The sequence below is a fragment of the Streptomyces sp. NPDC048002 genome (genome assembly GCF_040653275.1).
Classification (GTDB): Bacteria; Actinomycetota; Actinomycetes; order Streptomycetales; family Streptomycetaceae; genus Streptomyces.
In genome coordinates, this window is record NZ_JBEZNL010000040.1 from 60,749 (window position 1) to 77,723 (window position 16,975).

17 protein-coding genes are annotated in these 16,975 nt (G+C 71.4%); 11 read left to right on the forward strand and 6 right to left on the reverse strand.

Features of this window, described 5'->3' with window-relative positions; genetic code table 11:
• Nucleotides 1-44: 44 nt before the first annotated feature.
• From AB0E07_RS33045 to AB0E07_RS33055, 3 genes are all read right to left on the reverse strand, one after another.
• Nucleotides 45-611, reverse strand: a complete 567-nt coding sequence (locus AB0E07_RS33045; RefSeq protein WP_362260373.1) for a hypothetical protein — start codon at nt 609-611, stop codon at nt 45-47.
• A gap of 96 nt (nt 612-707) precedes the next feature.
• Complete coding sequence (locus AB0E07_RS33050; RefSeq protein WP_362260375.1) at nt 708-1,208, reverse strand: hypothetical protein; 501 nt, start codon at nt 1,206-1,208, stop codon at nt 708-710.
• A gap of 162 nt (nt 1,209-1,370) precedes the next feature.
• A complete protein-coding gene (locus AB0E07_RS33055; protein WP_362260408.1) occupies nt 1,371-2,966 on the reverse strand; it encodes a family 20 glycosylhydrolase in 1,596 nt (531 codons plus the stop codon).
• 210 nt (nt 2,967-3,176) lie between these two features.
• On the opposite strand from AB0E07_RS33055, the gene AB0E07_RS33060 reads away from it, so the two are divergent.
• The 5 genes from AB0E07_RS33060 (at nt 3,177) to AB0E07_RS33080 (ending at nt 7,346) form a co-directional block, all read left to right on the forward strand.
• Entirely contained in the window at nt 3,177-3,731 is a 555-nt protein-coding gene (locus tag AB0E07_RS33060; RefSeq protein ID WP_362260377.1) for a 2-oxo-4-hydroxy-4-carboxy-5-ureidoimidazoline decarboxylase, read from the forward strand.
• 211 nt (nt 3,732-3,942) lie between these two features.
• Nucleotides 3,943-4,323: a succinate dehydrogenase, cytochrome b556 subunit gene (gene sdhC / locus AB0E07_RS33065; RefSeq protein ID WP_269661213.1), complete on the forward strand. Its 381-nt coding sequence runs from the start codon at nt 3,943-3,945 to the stop codon at nt 4,321-4,323.
• A 5-nt stretch (nt 4,324-4,328) separates the two neighbouring features.
• Complete coding sequence (locus AB0E07_RS33070) at nt 4,329-4,811, forward strand: succinate dehydrogenase hydrophobic membrane anchor subunit (RefSeq protein WP_362260380.1); 483 nt, start codon at nt 4,329-4,331, stop codon at nt 4,809-4,811.
• A gap of 19 nt (nt 4,812-4,830) precedes the next feature.
• Nucleotides 4,831-6,585: a succinate dehydrogenase flavoprotein subunit gene (gene sdhA, locus AB0E07_RS33075; RefSeq protein WP_362260382.1), complete on the forward strand. Its 1,755-nt coding sequence runs from the start codon at nt 4,831-4,833 to the stop codon at nt 6,583-6,585.
• Nucleotides 6,585-7,346, forward strand: a complete 762-nt coding sequence (locus AB0E07_RS33080) for a succinate dehydrogenase iron-sulfur subunit (protein WP_362260384.1) — start codon at nt 6,585-6,587, stop codon at nt 7,344-7,346. The genes sdhA and AB0E07_RS33080 overlap by 1 nt, the downstream gene beginning before the upstream one ends.
• 235 nt (nt 7,347-7,581) lie before the next feature.
• On the opposite strand, the gene AB0E07_RS33085 is transcribed toward AB0E07_RS33080, so the two are convergent.
• Complete coding sequence (locus AB0E07_RS33085; protein WP_362260386.1) at nt 7,582-7,893, reverse strand: hypothetical protein; 312 nt, start codon at nt 7,891-7,893, stop codon at nt 7,582-7,584.
• Nucleotides 7,894-7,960: 67 nt separating this feature from the next.
• Here AB0E07_RS33085 and AB0E07_RS33090 point away from each other — a divergent pair, with 67 nt between their 5' ends.
• The 4 genes from AB0E07_RS33090 to AB0E07_RS33105 all read left to right on the forward strand — a co-directional run bounded on the left by AB0E07_RS33090 (nt 7,961) and on the right by AB0E07_RS33105 (nt 10,129).
• On the forward strand, nt 7,961-8,371 hold the full coding sequence (locus AB0E07_RS33090) for a VOC family protein (protein WP_362260388.1): 411 nt from the start codon (nt 7,961-7,963) through the stop codon (nt 8,369-8,371).
• A gap of 94 nt (nt 8,372-8,465) precedes the next feature.
• A complete protein-coding gene (locus AB0E07_RS33095; RefSeq protein WP_362260390.1) occupies nt 8,466-8,861 on the forward strand; it encodes a hypothetical protein in 396 nt (131 codons plus the stop codon).
• Nucleotides 8,846-9,313 carry a DCC1-like thiol-disulfide oxidoreductase family protein gene (locus tag AB0E07_RS33100; protein ID WP_362260392.1) on the forward strand — a complete coding sequence of 156 codons (468 nt, stop codon included), beginning with the start codon at nt 8,846-8,848 and terminating at the stop codon, nt 9,311-9,313. The genes AB0E07_RS33095 and AB0E07_RS33100 overlap by 16 nt, the downstream gene beginning before the upstream one ends.
• 42 nt (nt 9,314-9,355) lie before the next feature.
• Nucleotides 9,356-10,129: a TetR family transcriptional regulator gene (locus AB0E07_RS33105; RefSeq protein ID WP_362260394.1), complete on the forward strand. Its 774-nt coding sequence runs from the start codon at nt 9,356-9,358 to the stop codon at nt 10,127-10,129.
• A gap of 95 nt (nt 10,130-10,224) precedes the next feature.
• Here the strand turns inward: AB0E07_RS33105 and AB0E07_RS33110 are convergent, their stop codons facing one another.
• On the reverse strand, nt 10,225-12,630 hold the full coding sequence (locus tag AB0E07_RS33110) for an MMPL family transporter (protein ID WP_362260410.1): 2,406 nt from the start codon (nt 12,628-12,630) through the stop codon (nt 10,225-10,227).
• A 167-nt stretch (nt 12,631-12,797) separates the two neighbouring features.
• Here AB0E07_RS33110 and AB0E07_RS33115 point away from each other — a divergent pair, with 167 nt between their 5' ends.
• Together AB0E07_RS33115 and AB0E07_RS33120 are read left to right on the forward strand one after the other, a co-directional pair.
• Entirely contained in the window at nt 12,798-13,487 is a 690-nt protein-coding gene (locus AB0E07_RS33115) for a response regulator transcription factor (RefSeq protein WP_362260396.1), read from the forward strand.
• Nucleotides 13,487-14,929, forward strand: a complete 1,443-nt coding sequence (locus AB0E07_RS33120) for a HAMP domain-containing sensor histidine kinase (protein WP_362260398.1) — start codon at nt 13,487-13,489, stop codon at nt 14,927-14,929. The genes AB0E07_RS33115 and AB0E07_RS33120 overlap by 1 nt, the downstream gene beginning before the upstream one ends.
• Nucleotides 14,930-15,011: 82 nt before the next feature.
• On the opposite strand, the gene AB0E07_RS33125 is transcribed toward AB0E07_RS33120, so the two are convergent.
• The gene (locus AB0E07_RS33125; RefSeq protein WP_362260400.1) at nt 15,012-16,568 is read right to left on the reverse strand and encodes an ABC transporter substrate-binding protein; all 1,557 of its coding nucleotides are present in this window, start codon (nt 16,566-16,568) and stop codon (nt 15,012-15,014) included.
• Nucleotides 16,569-16,975: the final 407 nt, after the last annotated feature.

Below are 16,975 nucleotides of genomic sequence, written 5' to 3' on the forward strand. Positions count from 1 at the left end.
CCGTGGCCGGGCGACCCACGTGGCGCGCCCGGCGTGCGGCCGCCTCAGACCCGCCCCCGCGCCCGCCGCGACACGACGGCGCGCAGGATGCGCCGGCCCTCGGTGGACACCTCCAGCGCCGGGCGCACTCCGCCCGTGCCGTGCCCGGCGAGCAGCTCCAGGACGGTGATCTGGCGCCGGAGTTCGGCCGCGACCAGCGGCGACATGCCCTCCGTGCGGCCCTCGCGGCGGGCGTCGACCGAGGACGCCTCGTCGTCGACCAGGTCGAGCGTCCGGTGGATCCGCAGCGAGGCGACCGAGCAGGCGTCGGCCCACACCCGCATCCCGGCGGACTCCCAGTCGTCCGGAGCCGCCGCCAGCATCCGGCGGGCGAGCAGGACGGCCTCGTCGTCGGCCTCCTCCGCGGGGCGGGTGCCGTCGGCCTTGCCGCGGACCTGTTCCAGACGGTCGGCCCAGTCACCGGGGCCGGCCGGATCGGCGAGGCTCGCCCACAGGGGCCGCAGCAGTTCGTCGTCACCGCCCAGCAGCGGTACGCACCGATCCAAACAAGCCAGCCCACTGGCGGCCAGTCCGCGTTCGTCGGCCTGAGCGATCAGCTCAACCAGGCTCATCCACGCCTCCTTCTGCGGGGCCTTTGTGGGGCTCCACCGGGCCCTTCCTTAACGGAGCCCGCATTTCCCCTTACTGCGTGCGACGGCCCAGGAGTGTCACAGGGGCACCACACCGAGCCGGTCGAGCAGCTGGAAGAAGAGGTTTTCGGCCAACGGCTCGGGGTCCGCGGTGAGCACGTCGAGCAGGGGCTGCGCCGCCACGGTGTGCCCGGCCTCGGCGGCCCAGGCGACGGCCCGTTCGGCGGCGTCGCGCGGCTGGAGGAAGTAGTCCTCCAGGACGAGCCCCTCCCCCGCGCCGAGCCGGTCCCCCATCGCCTCGCGGGCCAGGCACGTGGTCCACGCCCCGCTCTGCGGACCCGCCGCCTCCACCACCGCGCAGTCGCTGTCCATCACGTACCCGAACAGCGCCGGCGCGCCGGTCTGCGCGGCGAGTTCGTGCATGTTGCCGATGTCGCCCTCGCCGCTCGGGTACTCCCACACCTGCCAGCCGCCCGGCGCCTCCTGACGCAGGGTCATGCCCGGCGCGCCGGCCAGTGCCGCAAGCTCCGCCAGCGGCCGCTCATCGCGCCCGACGACGAAGTACCCCCAGTAGCCCATGTCCCGTTCCCCCAGGCCGTTCGGTTCGACTCCGGCCGAATACACCACAGCCGCACGCCCGTTCGCAGCCGTATCGGACAATCCGGCGCATCGGGATGACACCGGACTCCTCTGCCGGACCCCCTGCCGGGCCGGGCGCCCTGCCGGGCCGGGCGGCTCCGCTCAGCCGAGGCGGCCGGCCAGGGCCTGGAACTGGGCCCAGGAGGCGTCCGGAGTGCCCGGGTTCCAGAGCTTCTCGACGGTCGCCCGCAGCGGCATCCGGATGCCGGCCGCCACCTGGTCCTGGGTCTGGGAGCCCGCGAGATCGCACCAGACGGCGAACGAACCGCCGCGGATCTGCGCGTCGTACCGGGCGGGCACGGCCTCGGTGCCGCGCAGCACGCGCGGCGTCCACTGCTCGTAGATGCGCTGTCCGGTCGGGTAGACGAAGGTCTGCGGCTCGCCGAGGACGTAGTAGAGGAACTCGTCGTTGTAGTTGATGACCTTGCGGCCCGCGCTCAGGTACTCCACCGGCTGCCGGGCGCCGATCTCCTTGCCGGTCCAGTAGGCGACCTGGATGTCCTTGTCCGCCTGGACGGAGGTGTCGCGGAAGAAGCCGTCGTTCCAGGCGCGCGGGGTCCGGTCATGGGAGCGGACGGTCGCGGCGCGGTCGTTGACCCAGCCGGTGGCGAGGTCGGCGACACCGGCGCCGGAGCCGTACTCCTCGCGGGCCGCGGCGGCCAGCTGCGGGAAGGACGCGTCGGGGTCGGACACGGTCAGCGCCTGGTACTCGTCACCGCCGAGGTGCCACTCGGCGCCGGGGAACAGCCCGGCGTACTCGTCGAGGAGGTCGTCGACGATCTCGGCGGACGCGGTCCTGGAGATGTCGATCGCGCCGCGCGTCGCCACGCCCTGCGTGTTGCGCAGTTGCAGATCGGGGTGGGCCGCGATCACCGCGCCGAGGTGTCCCGGCGAGTCGATCTCGGGGACGACCGTGATGTGCCGGGAGGCGGCGAGGTCGACGATCCGCTTGACCTGGGCCTTGGTCAGATGCGGGTCGGAGACGATCTCGGGGTGCGAGTCGGACTCGATCCGGAACGCCTGGTCGTCGGAGAAGTGCAGTCCCAGCTGGTTGTACTTCAGGTCGCCGAGCTCCCGGACCCGGTCCTCGATCCAGTCGGCGGTGAAGTGCTTGCGCGCGATGTCCAGCATGAACCCGCGCACCGGCTTGGCCGGCTCGTCCCGGACGACGCCCTCCGGGGCCGTGGCGCCGCCGTGCACCGCCTGCTTCAGGGTGCGGGTCCCGTAGAACACGCCCGCGTCGGCGGCCGCGCTGATGTTCACCCGTCCGCCGCGCACGGTCAGGGTGTAGGACTCCGGGTTCGCGCCCTCGTCGTCGTTGAGCGACAGCCGCACGTCACCGGCGCGCACGTCGTCCTTCTCGCCCGCGTAGGTCAGTCCCAGCTCCTGGGCCAGCAGCCGGCCCTCGTCGGCGAGGTCGGCGTCCCCGACCACCACCCGCTCCCCGCTGTCCGCCCGCCACCCGGGCCCGCGGGCGGGGGTGTGCGAGCGCACCGCCGGAATGGTCTGCGGCGCGCTGGAGAGGGCGTACGAGCGGCTCGGCGTGGGGTCGGCGGCGGGCCGGGAGGAACGTTCGGTGCGGGAGGGGTCGGTGGAGGTCCCGGCGGCCGCCGAACCGGCCGGGCCGCCGGTCCCGTCACCGGCGGAGGCCCACAGGCCGAGGCCCAGACCCGCGGCGGCGACCGCGGCCCCGACCATGAGGGCCCGCCGTCCGACCTTCTTCTCCGGCGCCCGGCGCCTGTGCTGACTCACATAGCCAACGTACGACCGACACGCCGGACGTGCGTCCACAAGAGGTTCCGAAACTCTCCCGTTCGGCTGAAATTCGGGTCTCCTTCGGACGGGTCCGGGTCATGGTCGATAACGTGGCGGCACATCTTTCTCACAGCTTCCCCTGCCGAAACCCACGTGACGCCCACACACCTTCCCGGCCGACTGGCCCTCCCCCACCAGCAGCGCGGCACCACCCTGGAGCGCTTCAACACGGCACCCGCCGACGAGGCCAGGCGCACCCTGCTGGCCTGCCTGCACAGCCTCCGCTGGGCCCACCGTCTCGCCGCGCACCGCCCGTACCCCACGCTGGACGTCCTGCTGGCGGCGGCCGACGAGGCGGCCTACGACCTGACCGCGGCCGATCTCACCGAGGCCCTGTCCGGCGAGGCGCTGCCGACACTCCCGGAGGACTCCTACTCGGCGGCCCACACGGCCCTGGGCGCGGCGCACACGGCCTACGCCGACAAATTCGGTCATGTGTTCGTGATCTACCTCGGGAACGTCCCGCCGAGCGAAACCCTCGATCGTGTCCTCACCGCCATCCGGTCACGATTGACAAACGATCCCGAGGACGAGCGGACGGTGGCCGCGGAGGAACTGCGCCGCCTGGCGAAGGGCCGTCTGGCCGGGCTCCTCAGAGGACCCGCCGCCCGCGCGACGAGCCACGACGGACCCGCGCGGGCCGTGTGACGGACCCGGTCGGGGCACATACCGGCACACCCCGCCCACAAGCCGCGGCACTCACCCATTCGCGTGCCACTTTGATCACACAGATAGGCCCGGCGTAAGCCAAACCCAGCCACATCGCTAACATGCTGGGGGCCGGTGGACCGTACCCGGCCGGGCCCGACCGACAGCACAAGCCGGCGCGGCCCCAATCCCCGCTCCCGGAGGGACTTCCGTGCCGGCTGGAACGCTGTACCGCGGCCGGGAAGGAATGTGGTCCTGGGTGGCTCACCGAGTCACCGGCGTCCTCATCTTCTTCTTCCTGTTCGTTCACGTGCTGGACACCGCTCTCGTGCGTGTCTCCCCCGAGGCCTACGACGAGGTCGTCGCGACGTACAAGACGCCGATCGTCGCGCTGATGGAGTACGGCCTCTCCGCCGCCGTCCTCTTCCACGCGCTCAACGGCCTGCGCATCATCGCCGTCGACTTCTGGTCCAAGGGCCCGCGCTACCAGAAGCAGATGCTCTGGTCCGCCGTCGGTCTGTGGCTGGTGCTGATGCTGGGGGCGATCTACCCCCTCCTCGGCCACGCCGCTCGTGAACTCTTCGGGAGCTGACGCCCATGTCCACGACTGAGAAGACCGCGTCCGGCATCGGCCCCGTCGAGGGCGACGCCGTGTACACCGTCGACAACCCGGCCCCCTACATCGAGGCCCCGCGCAAGCGCACCAAGAAGACCCCGAAGTCCACCCGGGGCAACTTCGAGATGGCCGCCTGGCTGTTCATGCGTCTGTCGGGCGTCGTGCTCGTCGTCCTGGTCATCGGCCACCTGCTGATCCAGCTCGTGCTCGACGGCGGCGTGTCCAAGGTCGGCTTCGCCTTCGTGGCGGGCCGCTGGGCATCCCCGTTCTGGCAGGTCTGGGACCTGCTGATGCTCTGGCTCGCGATGCTGCACGGCGGCAACGGCCTGCGCACGGTCATCAACGACTACGCGGAGCGCGCGAACACCCGGCTGTGGCTGAAGGGTCTGCTCTACACCGCCACGGTGTTCACCATCCTGCTGGGCACGCTGGTGATCTTCACCTTCGACCCGAACATCCGCTAGGCACGGGGCTGCGAGAATCATGAAGATCCACAAGTACGACACCGTCATCGTCGGCGCCGGCGGCGCGGGCATGCGCGCGGCCATCGAGTCCACCAAGCGCAGCCGTACCGCGGTGCTCACCAAGCTCTACCCCACCCGCTCCCACACGGGCGCCGCGCAGGGCGGCATGGCCGCCGCGCTGGCCAACGTGGAGGAGGACAACTGGGAGTGGCACACCTTCGACACGGTCAAGGGCGGTGACTACCTGGTCGACCAGGACGCCGCCGAGATCCTGGCGAAGGAGGCCATCGACGCCGTCCTCGACCTGGAGAAGATGGGTCTGCCGTTCAACCGCACCCCGAACGGCACCATCGACCAGCGCCGCTTCGGCGGTCACTCCCGCAACCACGGCGAGGCCCCGGTCCGCCGGTCCTGCTACGCCGCGGACCGCACCGGCCACATGATCCTCCAGACGCTGTACCAGAACTGCGTCAAGGAGGGCGTGGAGTTCTTCAACGAGTTCTACGTCCTGGACCAGCTGATCACCGAGGTCGACGGGGTCAAGCGGTCCGCCGGCGTGGTCGCCTACGAGCTGGCCACCGGTGAGATCCACGTCTTCCAGGCGAAGGCCGTCATCTACGCCTCCGGCGGCACCGGCAAGTTCTTCAAGGTGACCTCCAACGCGCACACCCTGACCGGTGACGGTCAGGCGGCCTGCTACCGGCGCGGTCTGCCGCTGGAGGACATGGAGTTCTTCCAGTTCCACCCGACCGGCATCTGGCGCATGGGCATCCTGCTGACGGAGGGCGCCCGCGGTGAGGGCGGCATCCTGCGCAACAAGGACGGCGAGCGCTTCATGGAGAAGTACGCGCCGGTCATGAAGGACCTCGCGTCCCGTGACGTCGTCTCGCGCTCCATCTACACGGAGATCCGTGAGGGCCGCGGCTGCGGTCCCGAGGGCGACCACGTCTACCTCGACCTCACGCACCTCCCGCCGGAGCAGCTGGACGCCAAGCTCCCGGACATCACCGAGTTCGCGCGCACCTACCTCGGCATCGAGCCCTACACGGACCCGATCCCGATCCAGCCCACCGCGCACTACGCGATGGGCGGCATCCCGACCAACGTCGAGGGTGAGGTGCTCTCCGACAACACGACCGTGGTCCCGGGTCTGTACGCCGCCGGCGAGGTCGCCTGCGTCTCCGTGCACGGCGCCAACCGGCTGGGCACCAACAGCCTCCTGGACATCAACGTGTTCGGCCGACGCGCGGGCATCGCCGCCGCCGAGTACTCCCAGAAGGCCGACTTCGTCGAACTGCCGGAGAACCCGGCGCAGTTCGTGATCGACCAGGTGGAGAACCTGCGCACCTCCACGGGCACCGAGCGGGTGGCCGAGCTGCGCAAGGAGCTCCAGGAGACCATGGACGCCAACGTCATGGTGTTCCGCACCGAGCAGACGATCAAGACGGCGGTCGAGAAGATCGCCGAGCTGCGCGAGCGGTACCGGAACGTGTCGGTCCAGGACAAGGGCAAGCGGTTCAACACGGACCTGCTGGAGGCCATCGAGCTGGGCAACCTCCTCGACCTGGCCGAGGTCATGGCGGTCTCCGCGCTGGCCCGCAAGGAGTCCCGCGGCGGTCACTACCGCGAGGACTACCCGAACCGCGACGACGTCAACTTCATGCGCCACACCATGGCGTACCGCGAGGTGGGCGACGACGGCACGGAGACCGTGCGTCTCGACTACAAGCCGGTCGTCCAGACCCGCTACCAGCCGATGGAGCGTAAGTACTGATGGCAACCCCCGTTCTGGACAAGGTGGAGGCGGAGGCCGCGGCCTCGCCCTACATCACCGTCACCTTCCGGATCCGCCGGTTCAACCCGGAGGTCTCGGCCGAGGCCGTGTGGGAGGACTTCCAGCTGGAGATCGACCCCAAGGAGCGGGTCCTCGACGGTCTCCACAAGATCAAGTGGGACCTGGACGGCACGCTGACCTTCCGCCGCTCCTGCGCCCACGGCATCTGCGGCTCGGACGCGATGCGGATCAACGGCAAGAACCGGCTGGCGTGCAAGACGCTGATCAAGGACATCAACCCCGAGAAGCCGATCACGGTCGAGCCCATCAAGGGCCTCACGGTCCTGAAGGACCTGGTCGTGGACATGGAGCCCTTCTTCCAGGCGTACCGGGACGTCATGCCGTTCCTGGTCACCAAGGAGACGAACGAGCCGACGCGCGAGCGTCTTCAGACGGCCGAGGACCGCGAGCGCTTCGACGACACGACGAAGTGCATCCTCTGCGCGGCCTGCACCTCCTCGTGCCCGGTCTTCTGGAACGACGGCCAGTACTTCGGCCCGGCGGCCATCGTCAACGCGCACCGCTTCATCTTCGACTCGCGTGACGAGGCCGGGGAGCAGCGGCTGGAGATCCTCAACGACAAGGACGGCGTGTGGCGCTGCCGCACGACGTTCAACTGCACGGACGCCTGTCCGCGTGGCATCGAGGTCACCAAGGCGATCGCCGAGGTGAAGAAGGCGCTCATCACGCGCCGCTTCTGAGCCTCACCCGTCCCGGCCCGAGGGCCTCGCACCCGCCGACGCGGGAAGCGGGGCCCTCGGGCTTTCCCGCGCCCCGGGACGGCCGGTTTCCCGCGTCCTGGGCCCGCCGCCCTCCCGCGCCCCGGGACGGCCGCTCTCGCGCGTCCTGGGGCCCGCCTCTCTCGTGCCGTGGGCCCGCCGCCGGGCCGCCGGTCCCCGGTCAGCCGCCGGTCCCCGGTCAGCCGCCGGTCCCTGGTCAGCCGCCGGCCAGGGGTATCAGCCGCAGGAACGTGACCTCCGTGTCCGCGGTCAGCTCGACCTCGTCGTCCGCATCGGTGAGTTGGCGGTCGCCCACGAGCAGCAGCAGGCCATTGCCCTCGAACGCCCTCAGGGCCGCAGCGATCTGCCCCTCGGGGTCCGTACGGCGCCGACGGCCCGCGGCGATCTCCTCGCGCACCCGGCGCCGGATCAGTTCCCGCGCCGTCAGGCGCTCTTCGGCGACCTCCAGCGTCGGGCCCGGCTCGCGCCGCCCGGAGGTCGTCTCGTCGACGAAGGTCACGTGTCCCATACGCCGACCGTACGAGGCGCCACTGACAATCCCGCACTCCGGACGATCATCGACCTACTCTGACAGTGTGTCAGATGACGAGTCGTACGAACTGCTCGGGTTCGACAACGTGCTGCTGCCCGTCGGTGATCTCGGCGAGGCCGTCGGCTTCTACGAACGCGCCGGGTTCGGCGTGGGGTTCCGGTTCGACGAGGCCGGGATCGCACTGCTGAAGGTGGGTGACGAGACGCCCGGGATCCTGCTCCGCCAGGAGGACGGCCTGGGGCACCGGCCGCCGCCCTGGCCCGCGCCCCGGGTATGGCTGGAGGTGCCGGACGCCCGCGCCGCCGCGGACCGCCTCGCCGGGTCCGGGATCGCGCCGCTGGACCCGCCGTTCCCGGTGGCCACCGGCTGGACCGTCGAGTTCGCCGACCCCTGGGGGAACGTGGTCGGTCTGACCGACTACTCCCGGCGCCCGGCACTCGGCCGACCGGTGTGACGCGGGCCTCGCGCAAGCGAGTTGAACACGTTCAAAGACAGGTCTACAGTCGTCCCTGTCAGCGTTTTGAACGCGTTCAAGAAGGGGGGAGGCCATGGACCGCGTGGTCATCACCTACGCCATCTACCTGGCCGTCAGCATCACGCTCACCGTGTGGGTGGCCCGGACACTGAGCCGCAACGGGCGCGTCTTCCTGGCCGACGTGCTGCGGGGCAACGAGGAACTCGCCGACGCCGTGAACCAGTTGCTGGTGGTCGGCTTCTACCTGGTCAACCTCGGCCTGGTCGCGCTGTTCATGGGCGACGGCGGGGACGTCTCCGACACCCGCGGCATGTTCGAGAGCCTGTCGGTCAAGCTCGGCGTGGTGCTCCTGGTGCTGGGCGTGATGCACCTGTTCAACGTGTACGTCCTCAACCGGATCCGCCGCCGGGGCCGGATGGAGCGCGAGCCGCTGCCGCCCGTCCCGCCGCAGGAATGGCTGCGGGCGTGACGGCCGACGCCGCAGCCGACCGGGACCCCGCGCGGGTCCCGGTCCGCGGGCTCACCGTGCTGTACGACGCGCAGTGCTCGCTGTGCGCCTTCGTACGCGACTGGCTCGTGCGCCAGCCGCAGTTGGTGCCGCTGGAGCTGGTGCCGGCCGGCTCCGAGGAGGCCGTGCGGCGCTTCCCCGGGCTCGGCCGGACCCGGGAGGAGATCACGGTCGTCGGGGACGGCGGGCAGGTCTACCGGTCCGCCGCCGCCTGGATCGTGGTCCTCTGGGCCCTGCGCGAGCACCGGGCACTCTCCCACCGCCTGAGCCGGGGCACCGGCGCCTGGCTGGCCCGGGGCGCCGTGCTGGCCGCCGCCCGGTGGCGGGGCAGGCAGTGGGGCGGGCAGGCGTACAGCTCCACGGACGGCTGGACCTACCGGCCCGCCCAGGGCTGGGTCCACGGCCGGCCCTAGGGCCGCTCGGCCGGGCCGGTCCGGACTGGTTAGTCTCGCTCCGTGCCCTCGAAGAACGACAGCCCCGAACCCAGCAAGTCCGAGCAGACCCGCGCGCTGATCCTGGAGACCGCGATGCGGCTGTTCCAGGAGCGCGGCTACGACAAGACCACCATGCGGGCCATCGCCCAGGAGGCGGGCGTCTCGGTCGGCAACGCCTACTACTACTTCGAGGGCAAGGAACACCTGATCCAGGGCTTCTACGACCGGATCGCCGTCGAACACCAGGTGGCGGTCCGGGAGGTGCTGGCCCGCGAGACGGATCTGGAGGCCCGGCTCGCGGGCGTACTGCGGGCCTGGCTCGACATCGCCACGCCGTACCACGAGTTCGCGGTGCAGTTCTTCAAGAACGCCGCCGATCCGGACTCCCCGCTGAGCCCCTTCTCCCCGGAGTCGGAGCACGCGCGCGTGGCGGCCGTCCAGGTCCACCGGGACGTGCTCGCGGGCGCCACCCGGACGAAGGTGCCGGAGGAACTGCGGGACGTCCTGCCCGAGCTGATGTGGCTGTCCCAGATGGGCCTGGTGCTGTACTGGATCTTCGACCGCACCCCGGACCGCGAGCGCAGCTACAAGCTCGCCGAGCGCGGTGCCCGGCTCACCGCGCGCGGAGTGGCGCTGGCCCGGTTCCGGGTCCTGCGGCCGCTCGTGCGCGAGGTGCACGAGCTGTTCACGGACTTCCTGCCGGGCATGACCAGGGTGATGCCCGACCCGGCCCGCAAGGATCCCGAGCCGGCCGGGAAGGAGGGGGCGCCCGCCGCACCGGACGAGCGCCCCTGACCGCGTCAACCGACGGCTTCCGCCGGCCGCGTCAAGCGGCGGCTTCCACCGGCCCCGTCAACCGACGGCTTCCGCCGCCGCGTCAGCTGATCGCGTCAGCTGATCGCGTCCACCTCGCCCTCGGCGAGTTCCACGTCGTGCACCAACGGCCTGCCCTCCACCACCACGTGCCGCGCGCGCGACCCGTGCTCCTGGGTGGTCGCCGCGAGCAGATAGGTGCCCGGCGCCGGGACCGAGACGATGTACGAGCCGTCCGCGAGGGAGGTCACCCGGTCCAGCTGGCGGCCGCCCTTCGTCAGCAGGGTCACCGCGGCGCCCGCCACCGCCTCGCCGTCCGCGGTACGGATGTAGCCGTGCACCGCGGAGGCGCCGCCCTCGGGGGCCGGCTCCGGAGCGGGCTGCTCGGCCGGCTCCACCGCCAGGTGCGGCAGCCGCTTCTCCAGACCGGCCGGCAGCCACCAGTTGGCCTTGCCCAGCAGGTGCATCGCGGCCGGCACCAGCGCCGTACGCAGGATGAACGCGTCCAGCGCCACCGCGGCGGCGAGGCCGACGCCCGCCATCGCGCCCTCCATGTCGCCGCTGAGGACGAACGCGGAGAACACGCAGATCATGATCAGGGCCGCGCAGTTGATGACCCGGCTGGTCTCCGCGAGGCCCACCCGGACCGCGCGCGCGTTGTCCTTGGTGTGCACCCACTCCTCGTGCATCCGGCTGACCAGGAAGACCTGGTAGTCCATGGAGAGGCCGAAGAGCAGCGAGAGCATGATCACCGGCAGGAACGAGGTGATCGGCCCCTCCTTGCCGACCCCGATCAGCTCGGTGCCCCAGCCCCACTGGAAGATCGCCACCAGCACACCGAAGGAGGCGGCCGCCGCGAGCAGGTTCATCACCGCGGCCGTCAGCGGCACCACCAGCGACCGGAACGCGATCATCAGCAGCAGGAAGCCCAGCGCGATGATGGTCGCCACGAAGTACGGCAGCCGGTCGCCGGTCACCTCGGCGAAGTCCTTGAACACGGCCGTCACACCGCCGACATGGGCCTCGGCCCCGGCCTGCGGGAGCACCTCGTCGCGCAGCCGGTCGATGAGTCGGTCGGTCTCCTCGGACTGCGGTGACGTCGTCGGCACGACGTTGATCACCGAGACGCCGTTGGCGGGCGGCACGGCGACCGCCTGCGCCACGCCCTCGGTCGACTGGATCGCGGTGACCAGCGAGTCCGGCGCGGGGCCGTCCACCACGACCTGGAGCGGACCGTTGACCCCGGGCCCGAAGCCCTCGGCCAGCAGGTCGTACGCCTGCCGGGTGGTCGTGGAATCCTGGTGGTTGCCCTGGTCGGTGGCGCCGAGCCGGATCGACAGCAAGGGCAGCGCGAGCACCGCCATGACCACCAGGGCCCCCGCGGCGATGGCGCGCGGCCGCTTCTGCACGTACGTCGACCAGCGCGCGGCGAGTCCGCTCGCCTCCTCCGGCTCCGGTCCCGTCGCCGCCAGCCGGCGCCGCTGCCTGCGGCTGAGGACACGCGGGCCGAGCAGCCCGAGCAGCGCCGGGAGCAGGGTGATCGCGGCCAGCACGCTCAGCACCACGGTCAGCGAGGTCGCGACGACCACGCCGTCCAGGAACCGCATGTTCATCACCAGCATGCCCGCGAGCGCGATGCACACCGTGCCGCCGGCGAACAGCACCGCGCGTCCGGAGGTGTTGAGGGCCGTCACCGCGGCCTCCTCCGGTTTCATCCCGCGCAGGATGCCGCGCCGGTGCCGGGTGACGATGAACAGCGCGTAGTCGATGCCGACCCCGAGGCCGATCAACGAGCCCAGCAGCGGCGCCACTTCGGGCACGTCGGTGACATGGCTGAGCAGCATCGTGGAGAGCATGCCGGTGCCGACACCGGCGACGGCCACCACGATCGGCAGCAGCATCGCGAACAGGGAGCCGAAGGCCAGGAACAGCACGACGGCCGCGGCGAGGATGCCGACCGCCTCCGCGGTGCCCGCCGGGGGCTCCTGGGTGCGGGCGATGGCCTGGCCGCCCAGCTCCACCTGGAGTCCGTCCCGCTCGGCGGCCTGCGCGATGTCGACGATCTCCTCGATCGTCTCCTTCGGGATGGCGTTGGCCTGCTCCTCGAAGGTGATCTGGGCGTACGCGATCCGCCCGTCCTCACTGACGGCCGCCGCCCCCGGGGTGCCCGCGTAGGGGTCGGTGACCTCACCGACGCCCTCCATGCTCGCGATCTCCTCCAACGCGGGCTGGACGCGGGAACGTACGGCCTCGTCCCGTACGGAGCCCTCCTCGGTCTTCCACACCACCGTGTCGGTGTCCCCGGCGCGCTCCGGGAACGCCTTCTCCATCAGGTCGTACGCGCTCTTGGAGTCCGTGTTCGGCAGGGAGAAGACGTTCGCGTAGTCCGTGCCCGCCGCGGATCCGCCGAAGCCCAGGCCGAACAGTGCCCCCAACCACAGCAACAGGACCACCAGCCGGTGCCGATAGCACCACCGTGCCAAAGTCGCCACGCTCAACGCTCCTTCATCGGTCGTCGGTCGGTCCCCCAGGTCCTGGCACCAGAATTGGGGGCGGAGCGGGGGCGCGGACACGCGGCGGGCCGGACTCTCAAGGAACTCCAAAGCGCGGAAGGTGCCCGGCCGTCGGCGCGCGTGCCGATACTGGGGGCATGACAACGGCTGCGGGCACCGTGCTGGTCGTCGAGGACGAGGAGAGCATCGCGGACGTCCTCGCCATCGCCCTGCGCTACCACCGGTTCGAGGTGATGACCGCGGGCACGGTCCGCGAGGCCCTGGCGCTCGCCGGGCGCACCCGCCCGGACGTGGCGCTGCTGGACGTGATGCTGCCGGACGGCGACGGCCGCGCCCTCGGCCGCGAACTGCGGTCCCGGCGGCCCGACCTGGCGCTCGTCTTCCTCACCGCGCGGGACTCGCCCGCCGAGATCGTCGGCGCCCTCGGCTTCGGCGACGACTACATCACCAAGCCCTTCGACATCGACGTGGTGATCGCCCGGATCACCGCGGTCCTGCGCCGCACCCGCTCCGCCGACGTCCTCCCGCAGCGCCCGCCGCTGCGCTACGGCGACCTGGAACTGGACGAGTCGACGTACTCCGTGCACCGCGCGGGCCGCACGGTGGAGCTGACCCCCACCGAGTACGCCCTGCTGCGCTTCCTGGTCCGCAACGGCGGCCGGATCGTGCCCAAGGAGCAACTGCTCAGGCATGTCTGGCAGTACGAGCACACCCCGCCCGAGTCGACCGTCGTGGAGACCTACATCAGCTATCTGCGCCGCAAGCTGGACACCCTCGGACCGCCGGTGATCACCACCCGGCGGGGCGTGGGGTACGGACTGGCGTGATGCTGGGGCACCTGTGCCGCGGGCACCGCGGAATCCACTCGCTGCGCGGCAAACTGACGCTGGCCAACGTCGCGTTGCTGGCGCTCGGGGTGGTCGCGGCGACGGCGATCAGTCTGATGACCGCCCGCCACTACCTGCTGGACAAGATCGACTCCGAGCTGGTCTCCACCCGCACCACGCTCCAGAACGCCGGCTTCTCCCTCCGCCAGGTGGAGTCCCTCGGCGAACTGGGCATCGCCATGGACCAGTTCGTGGGGGACGGCACCGAGAGCGGTTTCCCCTCCTCGACCACCTCGGTGTTCGTCGCCGTGGACGGCGCGGGCCGCCCGGTGGCGCTCGGTCCGCTCGAACCGACGCCGCGCCAGCGGGAGATCGCCGCGGCGGCCGGGGACCCCGCCGCCGTCGCCGCGCGCGCCGAGCCCCGCGACATCGACGTGGACGGCACCCCGTACCGGATGATCGGGGCCCGGCTGTCCGACGGCACGCTGGTGCTGATCGCCACCTCCACCGACGCCCTGCACGAGGGCATGGCCAAGGCCGTCAAGCTGGACCTCGCCTTCGGGAGCGTGCTGCTGGCGCTGCTGGCCTGTGTGACGCTGTTCAGCGTGCGCCGCCGGATGCGCCCGCTGGAGGACATGGTGGAGACCTCCTCGGCCATCGCCGAGGGCGATCTGACCCGCCGGGTGCCCTCCAGCCGGGAGGCGACCCTGGAGGTGGAGCAGTTGCGCACCGCCCTGAACTCCATGCTCCACCAGGTGGAGTTGGCCTACCGCACCCGGGAGCGCAGCGCGGCCCAGCTGCGCCGCTTCGTGGCGGACGCCTCCCATGAACTGCGCACCCCGCTGTCCGCGATACGCGGCTATCTCCAGCTGTACGACAAGGGCATGCTCAACGATCCCGACCAGCGCAAACGGGCCTGGGAGCGGGTCATGGCGGAGGCCGACCGGATGGGCCGGCTGGTGGACGAGCTGCTCTGTCTGGCCCGGCTGGACCAGCAGCCCGAACTCCGCTTCCGCAACGTGGATGTGAGCCGGCTGGTCCGGGACGCCGCCGAGGACCTGCGGGTGCAGCAGCCGGACCGTCCGCTCACGGTGGCGGCCGAGGGCGCCCTGCTGGTCCGGGCCGACGAGTCGGGGCTGCGCCAGGTGCTGGGCAACCTGCTCACCAACGTCCGCGTGCACACGCCCGCCGGGGCGCCGGTCCGGATCGGGGTGGACCGGGACGACGGTGTGGTCCGGCTGTGCGTGGCGGACGAGGGTCCGGGGCTGGACCGGGAGGACGCGCTGCGGATCTTCGACCGGTTCTTCCGGGCGGGCGGCGGCGCGGGGAGCGGGCTGGGCATGGCGATCGTGCAGGGGGTGGTGACGGCGCACGGGGGTGAGGTCGTCGTCGACACGGCGCCGGGTCTCGGGCTGAGCGTGACGGTGACCTTGCCGGCGTGAACCGCGGGATCGGGCCACGCGGTCGGCTCCGGCCGCCGAGCTGTCCGACCCGGCCCAGTCTCCGGATCACGCCGCCAGGCCGTCAGATCCAGCCCAGCCGCCAGAGGCGGAACACCCCGGTCCCGTCGGACAGGTACTGCCCGCCGCCCACGTCCTCGCTGGTGACGACGTACTCCTTGGCCTGCCACAGCGGGAGCACCGGCACGTCGTCGGCGACCCGCTGCTGGAGTTCGCGGAAGTCGTCCGTGGCCTCCTCCCGGTCGGCGAACCGCTGGCTCTCCTTGATCAGGGCGTCGACGCCCTCGTCGCTGTAGCCGGTGTTCATGGTGGAGCCGGTGCCCACCAGGGGCGCCCCGTAGGTGTCGGGGTCGGGGAAGTCGGCGACCCAGCCCACGGCGTACGCGTCCAGCTTCCCGGCCGCCCAGCGCTGCTGGAAGTCGGTCCACTCGTAGCCCTTGAGCGTCACCTCGAACAGGCCGTCGGCCTCCAGTTGCGTCTTCAGCTCCTCGGCCTCCTCCGCCGCGGCGCCGCGCCCGGTGGCGTAGCCGTAGCTGAAGCGGACCGGCAGGCTGACGCCCGCCGCCCGGAGCAGTTTCCGCGCCCGGCCGGGGTCCTGCTTCGGGTACGTGTCGAAGAACGACGTCGTGTGCCCGGTGATCCCGGTCGGGATCAGTGAGTACAGCGGGTCCACGGTGCCCCGGTAGACGGTCGCCGCGAGCTTCTCCCGGTTCACCAGCCAGGCCAGGGCCTGCCGTACCCGTACGTCGTGCAGAGGCGAGTCGGCGCGGGTGTTGAGGTAGAGGTTGCGGACCTCGGAGCTGTCCGCCTCGGACACCCGCTGGCCGGAGTCACCGGGGTCGAGGGCGGCGAGCGTGTCGGGCGGCAGCTGACGGGTGGCGACGTCGACGCGCCGCCCCCGCCAGGCCCGGTCCAGCTGGTCGGCGTCCTCGAAGTACCGCAGGTCCACCGGCCGTCCGGCGGACGGCACGGCACCCTTGTAGGCGGTGTTGGGCACCAGCGCCGCCCGCTCGCCCCTGGTGTACGAGGACAGCTCGTAGGGACCCGTGCCGTCCACGCCGGCGTCCGTCCGCAGGCCGTCCACCGGGTACTTGGTGCTGTCGACGATCGAACCGGCGCCCGTGGCCACCTTGTACGGGAACGTCGCGTCGGGCGAGGAGAGCTGGAAGGTGACCTTCATGCCGTCGGCGGAGACGGAGTCCAGCGTGTCGAAGAGGGAGGCGGGACCGACCTCGGACCCGATCGCCCGGACCCGGTCGAAGGAGTACTTGACGTCCCGCGCGGTCATCGTCCGCCCACTGGGGAAGGTGAGCCCCTCGCGCAGCTCGCAGCGGTACGTACGCAGCCGGCTGTCCGTCCAGGCGCAGCTCTCCGCCGCGTCCGGCACCGGTTCGGCGCCGCCCGCCTCGAAGGTCAGCAGCGACTGGAAGACATTGCTGAACAACGCCCAGGAACCGGCGTCGTAGGCGCCGGCCGGGTCGAGCGACGTGACCACGTCCGTCGTGCCGACCTTGATGGTCCGGCCGTCGTCGCCCCCGGACGGCAGGATCTGCCAGCCGGCCACCGCCACGGCGGCCAGCACCAGAAGTATCGCGAGAATCCGCATGCGAACCGATCGCACGGTGCCTCCCCGGGTCCCGGACGGACCCCAGCGCATATGCCACTCCCCTAGCGGCGGGCACACCTAACCACACGGATTTCAACGGGGGGAAGGGGCATCGGGCCGAACTAAGAAAACACTTACCGGCGGGTGTTTCCGGGAGATTTCGGGGTGCGCACCGGAGCGGATTCAGTACACGACGGCGAACCCGAACGCCCCGACGCACACCGCGATCACTAGGGCGTGTTTTGAAAGTCCCGTCGTCCGCCCGAAGGGTGGGCCCCGCGGCGTCGTGGGGGTACCTCCCGGTCGAGCGCAGCCGAGACTGGGGGAGCGTGCGATCGCAAGGCGCCGGAGCGCCCTAATAGCGGAGCTATTCGGGCGTTTCGGCAACGCGGCTGGGGGTCCCCCCTCTGGGGGAGTGCGTG

What these genes read in the sequence shown, in the direction of transcription:
- AB0E07_RS33045 (WP_362260373.1), bottom strand. Translation starts at nt 611, where the DNA reads ATGAGCCTGGTTGAGCTGATCGCTCAGGCCGACGAACGCGGACTGGCC.
- AB0E07_RS33050 (WP_362260375.1), bottom strand. Translation starts at nt 1,208, where the DNA reads ATGGGCTACTGGGGGTACTTCGTCGTCGGGCGCGATGAGCGGCCGCTG.
- AB0E07_RS33055 (WP_362260408.1), bottom strand. Translation starts at nt 2,966, where the DNA reads ATGGTCGGGGCCGCGGTCGCCGCCGCGGGTCTGGGCCTCGGCCTGTGG.
- AB0E07_RS33070 (WP_362260380.1), top strand. Translation starts at nt 4,329, where the DNA reads ATGTCCACGACTGAGAAGACCGCGTCCGGCATCGGCCCCGTCGAGGGC.
- sdhA (WP_362260382.1), top strand. Translation starts at nt 4,831, where the DNA reads ATGAAGATCCACAAGTACGACACCGTCATCGTCGGCGCCGGCGGCGCG.
- AB0E07_RS33080 (WP_362260384.1), top strand. Translation starts at nt 6,585, where the DNA reads ATGGCAACCCCCGTTCTGGACAAGGTGGAGGCGGAGGCCGCGGCCTCG.
- AB0E07_RS33085 (WP_362260386.1), bottom strand. Translation starts at nt 7,893, where the DNA reads ATGGGACACGTGACCTTCGTCGACGAGACGACCTCCGGGCGGCGCGAG.
- AB0E07_RS33095 (WP_362260390.1), top strand. Translation starts at nt 8,466, where the DNA reads ATGGACCGCGTGGTCATCACCTACGCCATCTACCTGGCCGTCAGCATC.
- AB0E07_RS33100 (WP_362260392.1), top strand. Translation starts at nt 8,846, where the DNA reads ATGGCTGCGGGCGTGACGGCCGACGCCGCAGCCGACCGGGACCCCGCG.
- AB0E07_RS33115 (WP_362260396.1), top strand. Translation starts at nt 12,798, where the DNA reads ATGACAACGGCTGCGGGCACCGTGCTGGTCGTCGAGGACGAGGAGAGC.
- AB0E07_RS33120 (WP_362260398.1), top strand. Translation starts at nt 13,487, where the DNA reads ATGCTGGGGCACCTGTGCCGCGGGCACCGCGGAATCCACTCGCTGCGC.